This window comes from Streptomyces atratus, from assembly GCF_900119365.1.
GTDB classification, from domain to species: domain Bacteria; phylum Actinomycetota; class Actinomycetes; order Streptomycetales; family Streptomycetaceae; genus Streptomyces; species Streptomyces atratus_B.
This window is the reverse complement of the sequence record NZ_FPJO01000001.1, coordinates 753,793-768,488: the sequence shown is the minus strand read 5'-3', so window position 1 is coordinate 768,488 and position 14,696 is coordinate 753,793. Positions and strand designations below refer to the sequence as shown.

General features: G+C 71.0%; 16 protein-coding genes. 11 read left to right on the top strand and 5 right to left on the bottom strand.

What is annotated here, in order from left to right; genetic code table 11:
• The first annotated feature begins 8 nt into the window (after nt 1-8).
• The 7 genes from ybeY (at nt 9) to era (ending at nt 6,215) form a co-directional block, all read left to right on the top strand.
• Nucleotides 9-506, top strand: coding sequence for an rRNA maturation RNase YbeY (gene ybeY, locus BT364_RS03620; RefSeq protein WP_072483570.1), 498 nt, complete (start codon nt 9-11; stop codon nt 504-506).
• Nucleotides 503-1,795 carry a hemolysin family protein gene (locus tag BT364_RS03615; protein WP_072483569.1) on the top strand — a complete coding sequence of 431 codons (1,293 nt, stop codon included), beginning with the start codon at nt 503-505 and terminating at the stop codon, nt 1,793-1,795. Before ybeY ends, BT364_RS03615 begins: the two co-directional genes overlap by 4 nt.
• A complete protein-coding gene (locus BT364_RS03610) occupies nt 1,792-2,145 on the top strand; it encodes an MmcQ/YjbR family DNA-binding protein (RefSeq protein WP_072483568.1) in 354 nt (117 codons plus the stop codon). Before BT364_RS03615 ends, BT364_RS03610 begins: the two co-directional genes overlap by 4 nt.
• A gap of 61 nt (nt 2,146-2,206) precedes the next feature.
• Nucleotides 2,207-2,560: a cytidine/deoxycytidylate deaminase family protein gene (locus BT364_RS03605; RefSeq protein ID WP_072483567.1), complete on the top strand. Its 354-nt coding sequence runs from the start codon at nt 2,207-2,209 to the stop codon at nt 2,558-2,560.
• A 240-nt stretch (nt 2,561-2,800) separates the two neighbouring features.
• The gene (locus tag BT364_RS03600) at nt 2,801-4,150 is read left to right on the top strand and encodes a WxL domain-containing protein (protein WP_072483708.1); all 1,350 of its coding nucleotides are present in this window, start codon (nt 2,801-2,803) and stop codon (nt 4,148-4,150) included.
• Between the two features lie 83 nt (nt 4,151-4,233).
• Nucleotides 4,234-5,178: a WxL protein peptidoglycan domain-containing protein gene (locus BT364_RS03595; RefSeq protein WP_072483566.1), complete on the top strand. Its 945-nt coding sequence runs from the start codon at nt 4,234-4,236 to the stop codon at nt 5,176-5,178.
• Between the two features lie 62 nt (nt 5,179-5,240).
• Nucleotides 5,241-6,215, top strand: coding sequence for a GTPase Era (gene era, locus BT364_RS03590; RefSeq protein ID WP_072483565.1), 975 nt, complete (start codon nt 5,241-5,243; stop codon nt 6,213-6,215).
• A 194-nt stretch (nt 6,216-6,409) separates the two neighbouring features.
• Here the strand turns inward: era and BT364_RS03585 are convergent, their stop codons facing one another.
• Together BT364_RS03585 and BT364_RS03580 are read right to left on the bottom strand one after the other, a co-directional pair.
• A complete protein-coding gene (locus BT364_RS03585; protein WP_072483564.1) occupies nt 6,410-6,676 on the bottom strand; it encodes a protealysin inhibitor emfourin in 267 nt (88 codons plus the stop codon).
• A gap of 31 nt (nt 6,677-6,707) precedes the next feature.
• Nucleotides 6,708-7,784: a M4 family metallopeptidase gene (locus BT364_RS03580; protein WP_072483563.1), complete on the bottom strand. Its 1,077-nt coding sequence runs from the start codon at nt 7,782-7,784 to the stop codon at nt 6,708-6,710.
• Between the two features lie 295 nt (nt 7,785-8,079).
• Between BT364_RS03580 and leuA the strand changes: the two genes are divergently transcribed.
• The 4 genes from leuA (at nt 8,080) to BT364_RS03560 (ending at nt 12,438) form a co-directional block, all read left to right on the top strand.
• Nucleotides 8,080-9,867 (top strand): 2-isopropylmalate synthase, encoded by a 1,788-nt coding sequence (leuA, locus tag BT364_RS03575; protein WP_072483562.1) that lies wholly within the window; start codon nt 8,080-8,082, stop codon nt 9,865-9,867.
• Between the two features lie 242 nt (nt 9,868-10,109).
• Complete coding sequence (locus BT364_RS03570; RefSeq protein ID WP_072483561.1) at nt 10,110-10,787, top strand: TerB family tellurite resistance protein; 678 nt, start codon at nt 10,110-10,112, stop codon at nt 10,785-10,787.
• 47 nt (nt 10,788-10,834) lie between these two features.
• Nucleotides 10,835-11,581, top strand: a complete 747-nt coding sequence (recO, locus tag BT364_RS03565) for a DNA repair protein RecO (protein WP_072483560.1) — start codon at nt 10,835-10,837, stop codon at nt 11,579-11,581.
• A gap of 35 nt (nt 11,582-11,616) precedes the next feature.
• The gene (locus BT364_RS03560; RefSeq protein WP_072483559.1) at nt 11,617-12,438 is read left to right on the top strand and encodes an isoprenyl transferase; all 822 of its coding nucleotides are present in this window, start codon (nt 11,617-11,619) and stop codon (nt 12,436-12,438) included.
• Nucleotides 12,439-12,501: 63 nt separating this feature from the next.
• On the opposite strand, the gene BT364_RS03555 is transcribed toward BT364_RS03560, so the two are convergent.
• The 3 genes from BT364_RS03555 to BT364_RS03545 form a co-directional block, all read right to left on the bottom strand.
• Nucleotides 12,502-12,936, bottom strand: coding sequence for a Fur family transcriptional regulator (locus BT364_RS03555; protein WP_072483558.1), 435 nt, complete (start codon nt 12,934-12,936; stop codon nt 12,502-12,504).
• A gap of 65 nt (nt 12,937-13,001) precedes the next feature.
• Nucleotides 13,002-13,895 carry a metal ABC transporter permease gene (locus tag BT364_RS03550; protein WP_072483557.1) on the bottom strand — a complete coding sequence of 298 codons (894 nt, stop codon included), beginning with the start codon at nt 13,893-13,895 and terminating at the stop codon, nt 13,002-13,004.
• Nucleotides 13,896-13,897: 2 nt separating this feature from the next.
• Nucleotides 13,898-14,680: a metal ABC transporter ATP-binding protein gene (locus tag BT364_RS03545; RefSeq protein ID WP_072483556.1), complete on the bottom strand. Its 783-nt coding sequence runs from the start codon at nt 14,678-14,680 to the stop codon at nt 13,898-13,900.
• Between the last annotated feature and the right edge of the window lie 16 nt (nt 14,681-14,696).

The window sequence follows — 14,696 nt, the reverse complement described above, 5'->3', positions numbered from 1 at the left end:
AGCGCACCATGTCGATCGACGTCAACAACGAGTCCGGAACCGAGGTCGACGAGCAGGCGATCCTCGACATCGCCCGCTACGCACTCGCGAGGATGCGGATCCACCCGCTCTCCGAGCTCTCGGTGATCGTGGTGGACACCGACGCCATGGAACAGCTCCACATCCAGTGGATGGACCTCCCGGGCCCGACCGATGTCATGTCCTTCCCGATGGACGAGCTGCGTCCGCCGGCCAAGGACGACGAGGAGCCCCCGCAGGGACTCCTCGGTGACATCGTGCTCTGCCCGGAGGTCGCCAAGAAGCAGGGCGAGGACGCGGAGACCCGGCACTCCATGGACGAGGAGCTCCAGCTCCTCACCGTCCACGGAGTGCTGCACCTCCTCGGGTACGACCACGAGGAGCCGGACGAGAAGGCCGAGATGTTCGGCCTCCAGGCCGCGATCGTCGACGGCTGGCGCGCCGAGCACGGCCTGACCGGCCCGTCGCCCGCCCCCACCGTCTCGTGAGTGTTCCTCTCGTTCTCGGGGCCGTTCTGCTGGTCGTCGGCGGCTGGCTGGCGGCCTGCGCGGAGGCGGGCATCGCCCGGGTCTCCAGTTTCCGGGCCGCCGAGGCGGTCCGCTCCGGGCGGCGCGGCAGCGGGAAGCTGGAGCAGGTCGCGGCGGATCCGACCCGCTATCTCAACGTCGCCCTGCTGGTGCGGGTCGCCTGCGAGATGTCGGCCGGGGTGCTCGTCACGTACGCCTGCCTGAAGGAATTTCCGCAGACCTGGGAGGCGCTGGCCGTCGCCATGGGCGTGATGGTCCTCGTCTCCTACGTCGCCATCGGCGTCTCGCCGCGCACCATCGGCCGCCAGCACCCGCTGAACACGGCCACCGCCGCGGCGTACGTCCTGCTGCCGCTGGCCCGGGTCATGGGCCCGATCCCGCAGCTGCTGATCCTCATCGGCAACGCGCTGACCCCGGGCAAGGGTTTCCGCAAGGGCCCGTTCGCCAGCGAGGCCGAACTGCGCGCGATGGTCGACCTCGCCGAGGCGGAGTCGCTGATCGAGGACGAGGAGCGCCGCATGGTGCACTCCGTCTTCGAGCTCGGCGACACGCTGGTGCGCGAGGTCATGGTGCCGCGGACGGACCTGGTCTGCATCGAGCGCTACAAGACGATCCGGCAGGCGCTCACCCTGGCCCTGCGCTCCGGTTTCTCGCGCATCCCGGTCACCGGGGAGAACGAGGACGACATCGTCGGCATCGTCTATCTCAAGGACCTGGTCCGCAAGACCCACATCAACCGCGAGTCGGAGGCCGATCTGGTCTCCACCGCGATGCGGCCGGCCGCCTTCGTGCCCGACACCAAGAACGCCGGTGACCTGCTGCGCGAGATGCAGCAGGAGCGCAGCCACGTCGCCGTGGTGATCGACGAGTACGGCGGCACGGCGGGCATCGTCACCATCGAGGACATCCTCGAGGAGATCGTCGGCGAGATCACCGACGAGTACGACCGTGAGCTCCCGCCCGTCACGGAGCTGGGGAACGACTGCTTCCGGGTGACCGCGCGCCTCGACATCGGCGACCTCGGGGAGCTGTTCGGCCTCGACGAGTACGACGACGAGGACGTGGAGACCGTCGGCGGACTGCTGGCCAAGGCGCTGGGGCGGGTCCCGATCGCCGGGGCCTCGGCCGTGGTCGACCTGCCGGACGGCCGCCGGCTGCGGCTGACCGCGGAGTCCCCGGCGGGCCGCCGCAACAAGATCGTCACGGTGCTGGTGGAGCCCGTGGCGCCACAGGGGGAGGACGAGGATTGACCCCGCAGCAGCTGAGGGCCTTCTGCCTGGAGTTCAACGCGAGCGCCGAGGAGTTCCCGTTCGGCCCCGAGACCTCCGTCTTCAAGGTGCTCGGCAAGATGTTCGCGCTCAGCGCGCTGGACGCCCGGCCGCTGACGGTGAACCTGAAGTGCGACCCGGACGAGGCGGTGCGGCTGCGGGAGAAGTACGAGGCGGTGGTGCCGGGCTGGCACATGAACAAACGGCACTGGAACACGGTGACGGTGTCCGGGGTGCCCGACCGGGTGTTCCGCGAGCTGATCGAGGACTCTTACGACCTGGTGGTGGCGGGACTGCCGAAGGCGGACCGGCTGCGGCTCGACCGGCCGTAGGCGGTGCGCCCGGTTCGTGGGCGGTGCTCGGGACGGTGCGCCCGGTTCGTATGCTCGGCACATGACTGAGAGCACCGACCTCGGCGCCGAGGACCGCAAGATCGTCACGCTGGCGCGCAGCGCCCGCGCCCGCAACGGTGTGCCGGAGGGCGCGGCCGTACGGGACGAGACCGGGCGTACGTACGTCGCGGGCACCGTACGGCTGGAGTCGCTGAAACTCAGCGCGCTGCAGACCGCCGTGGCGATGGCCGTGGCCAGCGGGGCCACCTCCCTGGAGGCGGCCGCGGTCGTCTCCGAGGCCGAGACCCCGTCGGACGAGGACCGTGCCGCGGTACGGGACCTGGGCGGCCCGGACACCCCCGTACTGCTCGCCGGTCCCGACGGCACACTGCGGGTCAGTGTGACGGCGGGCTGACGGCGGCACGATCCGCACACCGTGTACGAACGCCCCGCACCCGACCGGTGCGGGGCGTTCGCGCACCGGGTGCGGGAAGCACGGATCTTGACAGCATCTGATGGGTCATCAGCCCAGGGGTTCCGCTCCCATTGACTTCTGCGGGGCCGGAGCCGTCAATGGGCCCCCGTCGGCGCGGAGAGCCGCCGCGCCGCATCCGCAGGAGGGGGCTCCATGCGTCAGACCGTCCGAAGAATCAGCATGCGAAGATCCGCTGCCCGAAGACGGCCGGGCCGCCGCTGGGCCGCCGCACTGGGCGTCGGCGCGCTCGTCGTGGCCGGGGGAGGCGGGCTCGCGGGCCCCGCGCAGGCCATGGTCACCGCCTCGGTGCCGGTGGACTTCCCCACCCACTGCATCCCGCCGGCCATCGCGGGCATCCCGCCGATCGACGGGACCACGAAGGCCGAGATCACCGTCGACAACGCCGCCCCGAGGGTGGGCGACACGGTCACGGTCACGTACACCGTCGTCGCGCCGGCCGCCGGGAACCCGGTCGACCTGGCGCTGCCCGCCGACATCATGACGCCGACCGGCAAGGTCACCGTCGGCGGTGCGCAGAGCGCGAGCGTCACCGTCGCGGGCCCGAAGAAGAACGACCCGGTACCCGGCAAGGGCGCTTTCCCGTCGTTCTCGATGACCGGCACCTTCACGGTCACCGCGCCCGGACAGATCACGCTCTCGCCCGGCGACTACAACATCCACACCAGCTACATCATGGAGCTGGACACCCCCTGCACGGTGACGGACCCGCCCGCCCCCGTCTCCGAGACGATCATCGCGACGGACGACGGCGGCCAGGTCAACGAGCGTGCCATCCAGCTCGGGGCCGCGTCCGGCAAGGCGGGCGACGCGGTCACCGTCACCGGGTCGAAGTTCACCCCCGGCGCGGACATCACCCTCGCCGGCCGGGCCGGTGACGCGCCGACCGCCGACACGGCCACCGCCAAGGCGGACGGCTCCGGCAACTTCAGCGGCCGGCTCACCGTCGACGATCCGGCGACCACCGGCATCGTCGCCTACGAGGGCGGCAGCTGGGACCCGGCCAAGGGCGCCGGCCCGCAGGCCTACACCGTCACCGGTGGCGGCGGCGAGATCCCGGACGGCAGCCAGCGGCTCGACACCTCCATCGAGGCGGGCACGCTCTCCATGGTCCAGGCCGGGGACACCGTCGAGATGTCGGCGGTCGACTTCGGCCGCGGCGGCGCCTCCCGGGGCTCCTTGCAGACGGTCACGGTCGAGGACTTCCGCGGCGGCCCCGCGGGCTGGTCCCTGACCGGGAAGGTCACCGACTTCAAGGGTCCCGGCGGCGCGACGATCGGTGCCTCCGCACTCGCCTGGACCCCGGTCTGCGCGACGAAGCCCGGCAGCCCGAGCACCTGCGCGGCGGGTTCCGAGGGCTCGGTCGGCAGCGCGGGCGCCACCCTGGCGTCCACGCCGAACGGGACCGTCACCGGCGGCGAGTTCACCGTCGACGCCCGGCTCGCGCTGAGCGTACCGGCGTACACCGCCCCCGGCGCGTACTCCGGCGTGCTCACCCTCACCCTCACCTGACCGAGCGGTCCCGACCAGCAGGCGGACCGGGCGCGCACCCGCCCGGACCGCCCGTCCCGACCACCACCCGGGGGCTTCGCACCGTGCGCACCATCTACCTGACTCTCCTGGCCGGCGCCCTCCTGCTGATCGGCGCGCCCGCCGCCCACGCCGCGGACAACGGCAGCTGGTCGGTCTACCCGGCCACCGAACGGGCCGGTCAGCGCCCGTACTTCTACCTCTCGGCCGACCCCGGCGCCACGCTCCACGACAAGGTCACCGTCACCAACAGGACGGACCGGCCGCAGACCTTCCGGCTGTACGCGGCCGACGCCTACAACACCGCGCGCGACGGCGGCTTCGCCGTACGGGCCCGCGACGAGCGGCAGCGCTCGGTCGGCGCCTGGGCCAGGACCGACCGCGACCGGGTCACCGTGGAGCCGCACGGATCGGTCACCGTCCCGCTCACCATCACCGTCCCCGAGAACGCCGAACCGGGCGACCACCCCGGCGCGCTCGTCGCGCTCGACGAGCGCATGGACCCGGCCGACGCCGGTTCCGTCGCCGTGGGCATCCAGAAGGCGGTCGGCGCCCGGATCTATCTGCGGGTGAACGGCCCGACCATGCCCGCGCTCTCCGTGGACGACATCCGGGTCGAGCACACCCAGCCGCTGGTCCCCGGCACCGGGCAGAGCCGGGCCGTCATCTCGTACACGCTCCGCAACCGGGGCAATGTCACCCTCAGCCCCAAGGTCGCCCTCAAGGCCGAGGGGCTCTTCGGCCGCACCCTGCTCGCCCGCGACCTGAAGCGGATCCCCTCCGAGCTGCTGCCCCGCCAGGAGGTCCGGCTGACCGAACAGTGGGCCGACGCGCCCCAGCTGGAATGGGGCGAGATCCGGCTGACCGCGAGCGCCCGGCAGACCCGCGAGTCCGCCGCCGTCCCGTACTTCGCCCTGCCCTGGCTGATGGCCGGGATCCTGCTGGTGATCGTCGGCGGGGGTACGGCGATGTGGGTACGGGTCCGCCGGAGCCGTGCCCGTACCGCCTGAGGCGACACCCGGCAGGCCCCGCCGCGGCCCTTGGTGCGGCGAGGCCGCCGGGATCGGGGACAATGGGCGCCATGAGCGTTCGACCTGACACAGAAGCCGCTGCGCAGCAGGCCGCGGGCACGGCCCCCCACCGGGCCGGTTTCGCCTGCTTCGTGGGCCGCCCCAACGCGGGCAAGTCCACCCTCACGAACGCTCTGGTCGGCCAGAAGGTGGCGATCACCTCCAACCGGCCGCAGACCACCCGGCACACCGTGCGCGGCATCGTGCACCGCGACGACGCGCAGCTGATCCTGGTCGACACGCCCGGCCTGCACAAGCCGCGCACACTGCTCGGCGAGCGGCTCAACGACGTCGTACGGACCACCTGGGCCGAGGTCGACGTCATCGGCTTCTGCCTGCCCGCCGACCAGAAGCTCGGCCCCGGCGACAAGTACATCGTCAAGGAACTCGCCGGTATCAAGAAGACCCCGAAGATCGCCATCATCACCAAGACCGACCTGGTCGACTCCAAGCAGCTCGCCGAACAGCTGCTCGCCGTCTCCCGCCTCGGCGAAGAGCTCGGCTTCGAGTGGGCGGAGATCATCCCGGTCTCCGCGGTCAAGGACACCCAGGTCGACCTGCTCGGCGACCTGATCGCCCCGCTGCTCCCGGAGAGCCCGCCGCTCTACCCGGAGGGCGACCTCACCGACGAGCCCGAGATGGTCATGGTCGCGGAGCTGATCCGCGAGGCCGCGCTCGAAGGCGTACGGGACGAGCTGCCGCACTCCATCGCGGTCGTCGTCGAGGAGATGCTGCCCCGCGAGGGCCGCCCGGCGGACAAGCCACTGCTCGACATCCACGCCAACGTCTACATCGAGCGGCCCAGCCAGAAGGGCATCATCATCGGCCCGAAGGGCAAGCGGCTGAAGGACGTCGGCACGAAGTCGCGCAAACACATCGAGGCACTGCTCGGCACACCGGTCTTCCTGGACCTCCATGTGAAGGTCGCCAAGGACTGGCAGCGCGACCCGAAGCAGCTGCGCAAGCTGGGCTTCTGAGTTCTGCCCGGTCCGGCGGCCGGAGGACGGTGCAGCTGCCCGAAGCCGCTGAGGCCCCCGGGGCCGAAGGGCGCGAGGGCGGCAGTCGGGATGGGTCCCGAAGCAGCTGCGCAAGCTGGGCTTCTGACCCGGATTACCGGGCACGGGCCGCGAGGGCCCGCGCCACGGGGACCCCGGTCACCGGGAGGCCGGTCTCATGCGCCCTCCTTCAGGACGCGTGAGACCAGGGCCCGCTGGGCGTCGGTCAGCCTCGGGTCCGCGCAGTGGACCGTCCGGTCGCCGACCGTGATCCGGTACCGGAAGCCGTCCGGCACCCCCTTGGGCGGGGCGTCGTGGCCCGCGGCCAGCGCCGACTCGGCCAGTGCCTCCCACTCGGGGGCGTCGTCCCGCCCGGCGGTGTCGACCTCGCTGTGGCGTGCGATGCCGGCGAAGCCGCCGGTCCTGCTGACCTGAATCCGCATGCGATGCCCTCCAACGCCGGACGTCCGGGTCCTAAGCGGTCGGTACGCCCACTTCCGACCATGCCTTCAGGACGGCCTCGGTCTCGTCGCCCTCGCCGAAGCGGCTGCGGGCCGCGGCGACCGTCAGCCGGGCGAAGGACGCGAAGTCCGCGTCCACGGCCAGTTGACCACCTGTGAGCACATCGAACCAGAGCTGCCCGGCCCGCTCCCACGCATTGCCGCCGAGCGCCGTCGCCAGCAGACAGAACGCGCGGTTCGGGATGCCGGAGTTGAGGTGCACCCCGCCGTTGTCCTCGCTGGTGTGGATGTAGTCCTCCATCGACGCGGGCTGCGGGTCCTTGCCCAGCACGTCGTCGTCGTAGGCCGTGCCCGGCGCCTTCATGGAGCGCAGTGCGGTGCCCTGGACGCCGGGCGCCAGCAGCCCGGCACCGATCAGCCAGTCCGCCTGGTCGGCGCTCTGGCCCAGCGTGTACTGCTTCACCAGGGAGCCGAAGACGTCGGACATGGATTCGTTGAGCGCGCCGGACTGGCCGTAGTAGCTCAGATTGGCGGTGTACTGGGTCAGGCCGTGGGTCAGCTCGTGGCCGATCACGTCGATGGCGACGGTGAAGTCCAGGAAGACCTCGCCGTCCCCGTCGCCGAAGACCATCTGCTCGCCGTCGAAGAAGGCGTTGTTGTACTTCTCGTCGTAGTGCACGGAACCGATCAGCGGCAGTCCGTTGCCGTCGATCGAACGGCGGCCGTACGCCTTGAGCAGCAGTTCGAAGGTGGCGCCGAGCCCCGCGTACGCGCGGTTGACGCTCGCGTCCTTCGTCGGCTCCTGGCCCTCGGAGCGGACCTTGGTGCCGGGCAGTCGGGTGCGGTGGCGGCAGTCGTAGAGCGTCCGGTCGGGCTTGTCGGAGGCTTCCCCGTCGGTTGCGGGGGCGACGGGCACGGCGACGACCGTGGCCATCTGGCGGCGGGTGCGGCGGGCCGCGTCGCTCTCCAGGGTGCGGCGGGAGGGCCCGGCGAGATCGGGGTTGTCGGACTGCGACAGCTTGTCGAGGACATGAGGCGGCACGATCGTGCAGAAGACGGGGTGGAACCCGTGCGGTGACTGAGGCTGCATACCGCCGACTGTGGCACCAGGTAATCGCGATGTCACTGGTTGCGATCAGGATTGACGAAATGGAGTGATCGGTCACTCTTGGGCGTTTCCTGTGCCCGGTCCCGCATACTGATACGGGACCGACGTATCAGGCGCCCCTCGGTTAGTCTCTTCGCATCATGCGTTTCGGGCTGCTTCTTCTTAGCTGCCGCGGCGAGGGCCTGTAGTCGTAGGCCGACCCCCTCCCCGCGGAGTCTTGTGTTGCAGCGACACAGTCGGCCGTCCCATTGGTTGGACCCCCGAGGAGCCGTACGCCATGACCGCCGCAAATCCCGTCCAGACCCCCGCCGAGTCCGCCGTCGGCCGTCCGACACCGCTCACCAACGCGACTCAGCTGCAGAAGCCGTCCGGGATGCCGATCCACAAGTACGGCACCTACGAGGCCGTCGACATCCCCGACCGCACCTGGCCGGACAAGCGGATCACGGTCGCGCCCCGCTGGCTCTCCACCGACCTGCGCGACGGCAACCAGGCCCTGATCGACCCGATGTCGCCGGCCCGCAAGCGCGAGATGTTCGATCTGCTCGTACGCATGGGCTACAAGGAGATCGAGGTCGGCTTCCCGTCCTCCGGCGAGACCGACTTCGCCTTCGTCCGCTCCATCATCGAAGAGGGCGCGATCCCCGAGGACGTGACGATCTCCGTCCTGACGCAGGCCCGCGAGGACCTGATCGAGCGGACCGTGGAGTCCCTCGTCGGCGCCCACCGCGCCACCGTGCACCTGTACAACGCGACGGCGCCCACCTTCCGCCGGGTCGTCTTCCGCGGCTCCAAGAACGACATCAAGCAGATCGCCGTGGACGGCACGCGGCTGGTCATGGAGTACGCGGAGAAGCTGCTGGGCCCGGAGACGATCTTCGGTTACCAGTACAGCCCCGAGATCTTCACCGACACCGAGCTGGACTTCGCCCTGGAGGTCTGCGAGGCGGTCTGCGACGTCTGGCAGCCGGAGGAGGGCCGCGAGATCATCCTCAACCTGCCCGCCACCGTGGAGCGTTCGACGCCTTCCACGCACGCGGACCGGTTCGAGTGGATGTCGCGCAATCTGTCGCGCCGCGAGTTCGTCTGCCTGTCGGTCCACCCGCACAACGACCGCGGCACCGCCGTCGCCGCCGCCGAGCTGGCCATCATGGCCGGTGCCGACCGGATCGAGGGCTGCCTGTTCGGCCAGGGCGAGCGCACCGGCAACGTCGACCTGGTCACCCTGGGCATGAACCTGTTCTCGCAGGGTGTCGACCCGCAGATCGACTTCTCGCAGATCGACGAGATCCGCCGCACCAGCGAGTACTGCAACCAGATGGAGGTCCACCCGCGCCACCCCTACGCGGGCGACCTGGTCTACACCGCCTTCTCCGGCTCCCACCAGGACGCCATCAAGAAGGGCTTCGACGCCATGGAGGCCGACGCGGCCGCCCAGGGCAAGACCGTCGACGACATCGAGTGGGCGGTGCCGTACCTGCCGATCGACCCGAAGGACGTCGGCCGCAGCTACGAGGCCGTCATCCGGGTCAACTCCCAGTCCGGCAAGGGCGGAATCGCCTACGTCCTGAAGAACGACCACAAGCTGGACCTGCCGCGCCGGATGCAGATCGAATTCTCCCGGATCATTCAGGCCAAGACGGATGCCGAGGGCGGCGAGGTCACCCCGACGCAGATCTGGTCCGCGTTCCGCGACGAGTACCTGCCCAACCCGGAGAACGCCTGGGGCCGCGTACAGCTGCGCACCGGCCAGACCACGACCGGCTCCGACGGCCAGGACACGATCACCGTCGAGGCGACCGTGGACGGCGCGGACACCGTACTGACCGGCACCGGCAATGGACCGATCTCCGCGTTCTTCGAAGCGCTGCAGGCCATCGGCATCGACGCCCGTCTGCTGGACTACACCGAGCACACCATGAGCGAGGGCGCCAGCTCCCAGGCCGCCTCGTACATCGAGTGCGCGATCGACGGAAAGGTCCTGTGGGGCATCGGCATCGACGCCAACACCACCCGGGCCTCGCTGAAGGCGGTCGTCTCCGCCGTCAACCGCTCCAGCCGCTGATCCGGCGCCCGCGAGGGCGTCGAGCCGCACGGCCGAGAACCCCGTCCACCCGCATCCGGGGGGGGCGGGGTTCGGCCATCTCCGGAGGGTTGTGACGAGCGAGGTGCTGACGCCACATCACGACTGTGGTTAACATCACGTCCACACGGCAATGTTGCCGGAGGTGGCACCTCCCGTGCCCTTGGGGCTACGGGGGAGTTACGGAGGTGTGCGACGTGCGGTCAGCCCTGGTACAACGCGCCATGAAGCTGCGTATCTGCGGCATCCGCACCATCTGGGACCCCGTGGGCGACGGCGAGTTCTTCTGCCCCGGCTGCGGCGGCGACCGCAACTACCGCCGGCTCACCGGCCGTCGGCGCTTCGCGGTGCTCGGCGTGCCGATGCTGGCGCGCGGCGCGGTGGGCCCGGTCGTCGAATGCGCCGCCTGCCGCGAGCACTTCGGCACCGACGCGCTCGACCACCCCACCACCACCCGGCTCTCCGCCATGCTCCGGGACGCCGTCCACACCGTCACGCTCGGCGTCCTCGCGGCGGGCGGCACCACCTCCCGTACGGTGCTGGAGACCGCGGCCGCCATCGTGCGCGGCGCCGGATTCGACGACTGCACCGAGGAACAGCTCTGCACCGTCGTCGAGGTGCTCGCCGCCGACACCGGCAACGGCTCCGCCTTCGACCCCGCGGCCGAGGCCTGCGGAGCGGCCCTCGCCATCGAACTGCACGAGGCGCTGGAGCCGCTCGCCCCGCATCTGGCCCCCGCCGGACGCGAATCGATTCTCCTCCAGGGCGCCCGGATCGCGCTCGCCGACGGCCCGTACGGACAGGCGGAGCGCGAGGTGCTGACCACGGTCGGCGGTGCGCTGCAGCTCTGCGCCCAGGACACGGCCCGGCTGCTCGCCGAGGCGGCGCGCACCCCCTCCTGACCGCCCCGGGGGACCGGTGAGCCGGCTCCGTACCGGACAATGGTCGTATGAGCTTGTTCCGGGACGACGGCGTGGTGCTGCGCACGCAGAAGCTGGGCGAGGCCGACCGGATCATCACGATCCTGACCCGAGGCCACGGCCGGGTCCGCGCCGTCGCGCGCGGGGTGCGGCGCACGAAGTCCAAGTTCGGGGCGCGGCTGGAACCCTTCTCCCACGTCGACGTGCAGTTCTTCGCCCGCGGCAGCGAACTGATCGGCCGCGGACTGCCGCTCTGCACCCAGAGCGAGACGATCGCCCCGTACGGCGGCGGCATCGTCACCGACTACGCCCGCTACACCGCGGGCACCGCGATGCTGGAGACCGCCGAGCGGTTCACCGACCACGAGGGCGAGCCCGCGGTCCAGCAGTACCTGCTGCTCGTCGGCGGGCTGCGCACCCTCGCCCGCGGCGAACACGAGCCGCACCTCATCCTCGACGCGTTCCTGCTGCGCTCGCTCGCCGTCAACGGCTACGCACCCAGCTTCGAGGACTGCGCCAAGTGCGGAATGCCCGGACCGAACCGGTTCTTCTCCGTCGCGGCGGGCGGTGTCATATGCGGCGACTGCCGGGTGCCCGGCAGCGTCGTACCCTCGGCTGAGGCCGTCACCCTGCTGAGCGCGCTGCTCAGCGGTGACTGGGAGACGGCGGACGCGTGCGAGGCGCGTCATGTCAGGGAGGGGAGCGGACTGGTGTCCGCCTATCTGCACTGGCACCTGGAGCGCGGGCTGCGCTCACTGCGGTACGTAGAGAAGTGATTCAGGCAGATCAGGCACAGGGAGCGAGACAGTTCATGGTAGTACGCGGGATGCTCGGCGGCCGTAACCGGCGCGACTACAAGACCCCGGAGCCGCACCCCTCCGGTGCCACGCCCCCGAAGATTCCCGGCGAGCTGGTGCCCAAGCACGTGGCCGTCGTGATGGACGGCAACGGCCGCTGGGCCAAGGAGCGCGGCCTCCCGCGCACCGAGGGCCACAAGGTCGGCGAGGGCGTCGTCATGGACGTGCTCAAGGGCTGCATCGAGATGGGCGTCAAGAACCTTTCGCTGTACGCGTTCTCCACCGAGAACTGGAAGCGGTCCCCGGAGGAGGTGAAGTTCCTGATGAACTTCAACCGGGACGTCATCCGCCGCCGCCGTGACGAGATGGACGAGCTGGGCATCCGCATCCGCTGGGTGGGCCGCATGCCCAAGCTGTGGAAGTCCGTGGTCCAGGAGCTCCAGGTCGCCCAGGAGCAGACCAAGGACAACGACAGGATGACGCTGTACTTCTGCGTCAACTACGGCGGTCGGGCCGAGATCGCCGACGCCGCGCAGCGCATCGCGCAGGACGTGGCGGCCGGGAAGCTGGACCCGTCGAAGGTCAACGAGAAGACCTTCGCGAAGTACATCTACTACCCGGACATGCCGGACGTCGACCTCTTCGTCCGCCCCAGCGGGGAGCAGCGCACGTCCAACTATCTGATCTGGCAGAGCGCCTACGCCGAGATGGTCTTCCAGGACGTGCTCTGGCCGGACTTCGACCGCCGCGACCTGTGGCGGGCCTGCCTGGAGTACGCCCAGCGGGACCGGCGCTTCGGCGGTGCGATGGAGGCGGAGCGGGAGCCGAAGGGCTGAGCGAGGGGGGGCCGGGGGCGGCGCCCCGGACCCCCCTCGTCCGGGGGCGGCGCCCCCGGACCGTCACTTCTTCGCTTGTGCGCACTCCGCGCAGGTACCGAAGATCTCCACCGTGTGGGCCACGTTCACATAGCCGTGCTGGGCGGCGATGGTCTCCGCCCACTGCTCCACCGCGGGGCCCTCGACCTCCACGGCCTTGCCGCACATCCGGCACACCAGGTGGTGATGGTGGTCCCCGGTCGAGCAGCGCCGGTACACGGACTCGCCGTCCGTGGTGCGCAGCACGTCGACCTCGCCGGCGTCGGCGAGGGACTGGAGGGTGCGGTAGACGGTGGTCAGCCCGACCGAGTCGCCGCGGTGCTTGAGCACATCGTGCAGCTCCTGGGCGCTGCGGAACTCGTCCACCTCGTCGAGCGCCGCCGCCACCGCCGCCCGCTGCCGGGTCGAGCGGCCGCGTACCGGGGCCGCGTTCGTTCCACTGATCGGCGCCGTCGCCACAGCAGCCTCCTCGTGTCGCCCGTACCTGTGTCGGGCCATTGTGCCAGCCCGTCCCGGCGCCACGGTCAAACCCGGAGTTCGTCCGGGGCCGGACGGGAGGCCGGTACCTCCAGGGTGCACTCCTCGGACGCCGCTTCGCTCCGTCGGGCGCGGCTTCTGGCCAGCGGGGTCGCCAGCAGCGTCAGCGCGACGAAGACCGCGATGGCCAGCAGAACGATCGTCGCGCCGGGCGGGATGTCCTGGTAGTACGAGGTCACGGTGCCGGCCAGGGTCACCGCCGTGCCGATGACGACCGACAGCACGAACGTCACCCGGAAGGACCTGGAGATCTGCTGCGCGGCCGCGACCGGCACCACCATCAGCGCACTGACCAGCAGCAGCCCGACGACCCGCATCGCGACGGTGACGGTCACCGCCGCGGTGACGGCGACCAGCAGATTCAGCGCGCGCACCGGCAGTCCGGTGACCCGGGCGAACTCCTCGTCCTGGCTGACCGCGAAGAGCTGGCGGCGCAGCCCCAGCGTCACCAGCAGCACGAAGGCCGCCAGCAGGCAGATCGAGACGATGTCCTCGGAGGAGACCGTGGACAGCGAGCCGAAGAGGTACGAGGTGAGGTTGGCGTTGGAGCCGGTGTCGGAGAGGTTGATCAGCAGCACACCGCCCGCCATGCCGCCGTAGAACAGCATGGCCAGCGCGATGTCGCCGCGGGCGCGTCCGTACCAGCGGATCAGCTCCATCACGACGGCACCGGCGACGGCGACCGCGGTGGCCATCCAGACCGGGCTGGTGGAGAGCAGGAAGCCGAGCCCGACGCCGGTCATCGCGATATGGCCGATGCCGTCGCCCATCAGGGCCTGGCGGCGCTGGACGAGGTAGATGCCGACGGCGGGGGCGATGACGCCGACGAGCACGGCGGCGAGCAGGGCCCGCTGCATGAAGGGAGGGTTGAGGAATTCCATGATCAGCTCAGCAGTCCCGTCCGGACGGGCTCGGAGGCCGCGTGGGGGTGTACATGGTCGTGTCCGGGCAGGGCGTGCTGGCCCAGCGCCTTCGGCGGCGGCCCGTCGTGCATCACACAGCCGTCGCGCAGCACGATCGCGCGGTCGATCAGCGGCTCCAGCGGGCCGAGCTCGTGCAGCACCAGCAGCACCGTGGTGCCGGCCGCGACCTGCTCACGCAGGGTCGTGGCGAGGATCTCCTGGCTGGCCAGGTCGACGCCGGCCATCGGCTCGTCCATGATCAGCAGCTCGGGTTCGGCGGCCAGCGCGCGGGCGATCAGCACCCGCTGGTGCTGTCCGCCGGAGAGCGCGTCCACCGAGTCCTTGGCGCGGTCGGCGAGGCCGACGAGCTCGATGGCCCGGTCGACGGCGGCCCGGTCGGCCTTGCGGAGCAGGCCCAGCCTGGTGCGGGACAGCCGCCCGGAGGTGACGACCTCGCGGATCGTGGCGGGGACGCCGCCGGCCGCCGTGGTGCGCTGCGGCACATAGCCGATCCGCGCCCAGCTGCGGAATCGGCGCAGCGGGGTGCCGAACAGCGCGACGGAGCCGCCGGTGAGCGGGACCTGCCCGATGACGGAGCGTACGGCGGTCGACTTGCCCGAGCCGTTGGCGCCGAGCAGGGCGGCGACCTCGCCGCGGTGGACGGTCAGGTCGATGCCGCGCAGCACCGGACGCGCGCCGAGCGTGGCCGTGGCGCCCCGCAGGGCTATCACGGGGTCGGTCGTGGTGCTCCCGGTCTCGGGCATGTGCGCCTCCGATGCT

Excerpts from the sequence above, each read along its gene's own strand:
- BT364_RS03560 (WP_072483559.1), top strand. The coding sequence starts at position 11,617 with ATGGTAGTACGCGGGATGCTCGGCGGCCGTAACCGGCGCGACTACAAG.
- BT364_RS03600 (WP_072483708.1), top strand. The coding sequence starts at position 2,801 with ATGCGAAGATCCGCTGCCCGAAGACGGCCGGGCCGCCGCTGGGCCGCC.
- BT364_RS03585 (WP_072483564.1), bottom strand. The coding sequence starts at position 6,676 with ATGCGGATTCAGGTCAGCAGGACCGGCGGCTTCGCCGGCATCGCACGC.
- leuA (WP_072483562.1), top strand. The coding sequence starts at position 8,080 with ATGACCGCCGCAAATCCCGTCCAGACCCCCGCCGAGTCCGCCGTCGGC.
- era (WP_072483565.1), top strand. The coding sequence starts at position 5,241 with ATGGGCGCCATGAGCGTTCGACCTGACACAGAAGCCGCTGCGCAGCAG.
- recO (WP_072483560.1), top strand. The coding sequence starts at position 10,835 with ATGAGCTTGTTCCGGGACGACGGCGTGGTGCTGCGCACGCAGAAGCTG.
- BT364_RS03580 (WP_072483563.1), bottom strand. The coding sequence starts at position 7,784 with ATGCAGCCTCAGTCACCGCACGGGTTCCACCCCGTCTTCTGCACGATC.
- BT364_RS03545 (WP_072483556.1), bottom strand. The coding sequence starts at position 14,680 with ATGCCCGAGACCGGGAGCACCACGACCGACCCCGTGATAGCCCTGCGG.
- BT364_RS03570 (WP_072483561.1), top strand. The coding sequence starts at position 10,110 with ATGAAGCTGCGTATCTGCGGCATCCGCACCATCTGGGACCCCGTGGGC.
- BT364_RS03550 (WP_072483557.1), bottom strand. The coding sequence starts at position 13,895 with ATGGAATTCCTCAACCCTCCCTTCATGCAGCGGGCCCTGCTCGCCGCC.
- ybeY (WP_072483570.1), top strand. The coding sequence starts at position 9 with ATGTCGATCGACGTCAACAACGAGTCCGGAACCGAGGTCGACGAGCAG.
- BT364_RS03605 (WP_072483567.1), top strand. The coding sequence starts at position 2,207 with ATGACTGAGAGCACCGACCTCGGCGCCGAGGACCGCAAGATCGTCACG.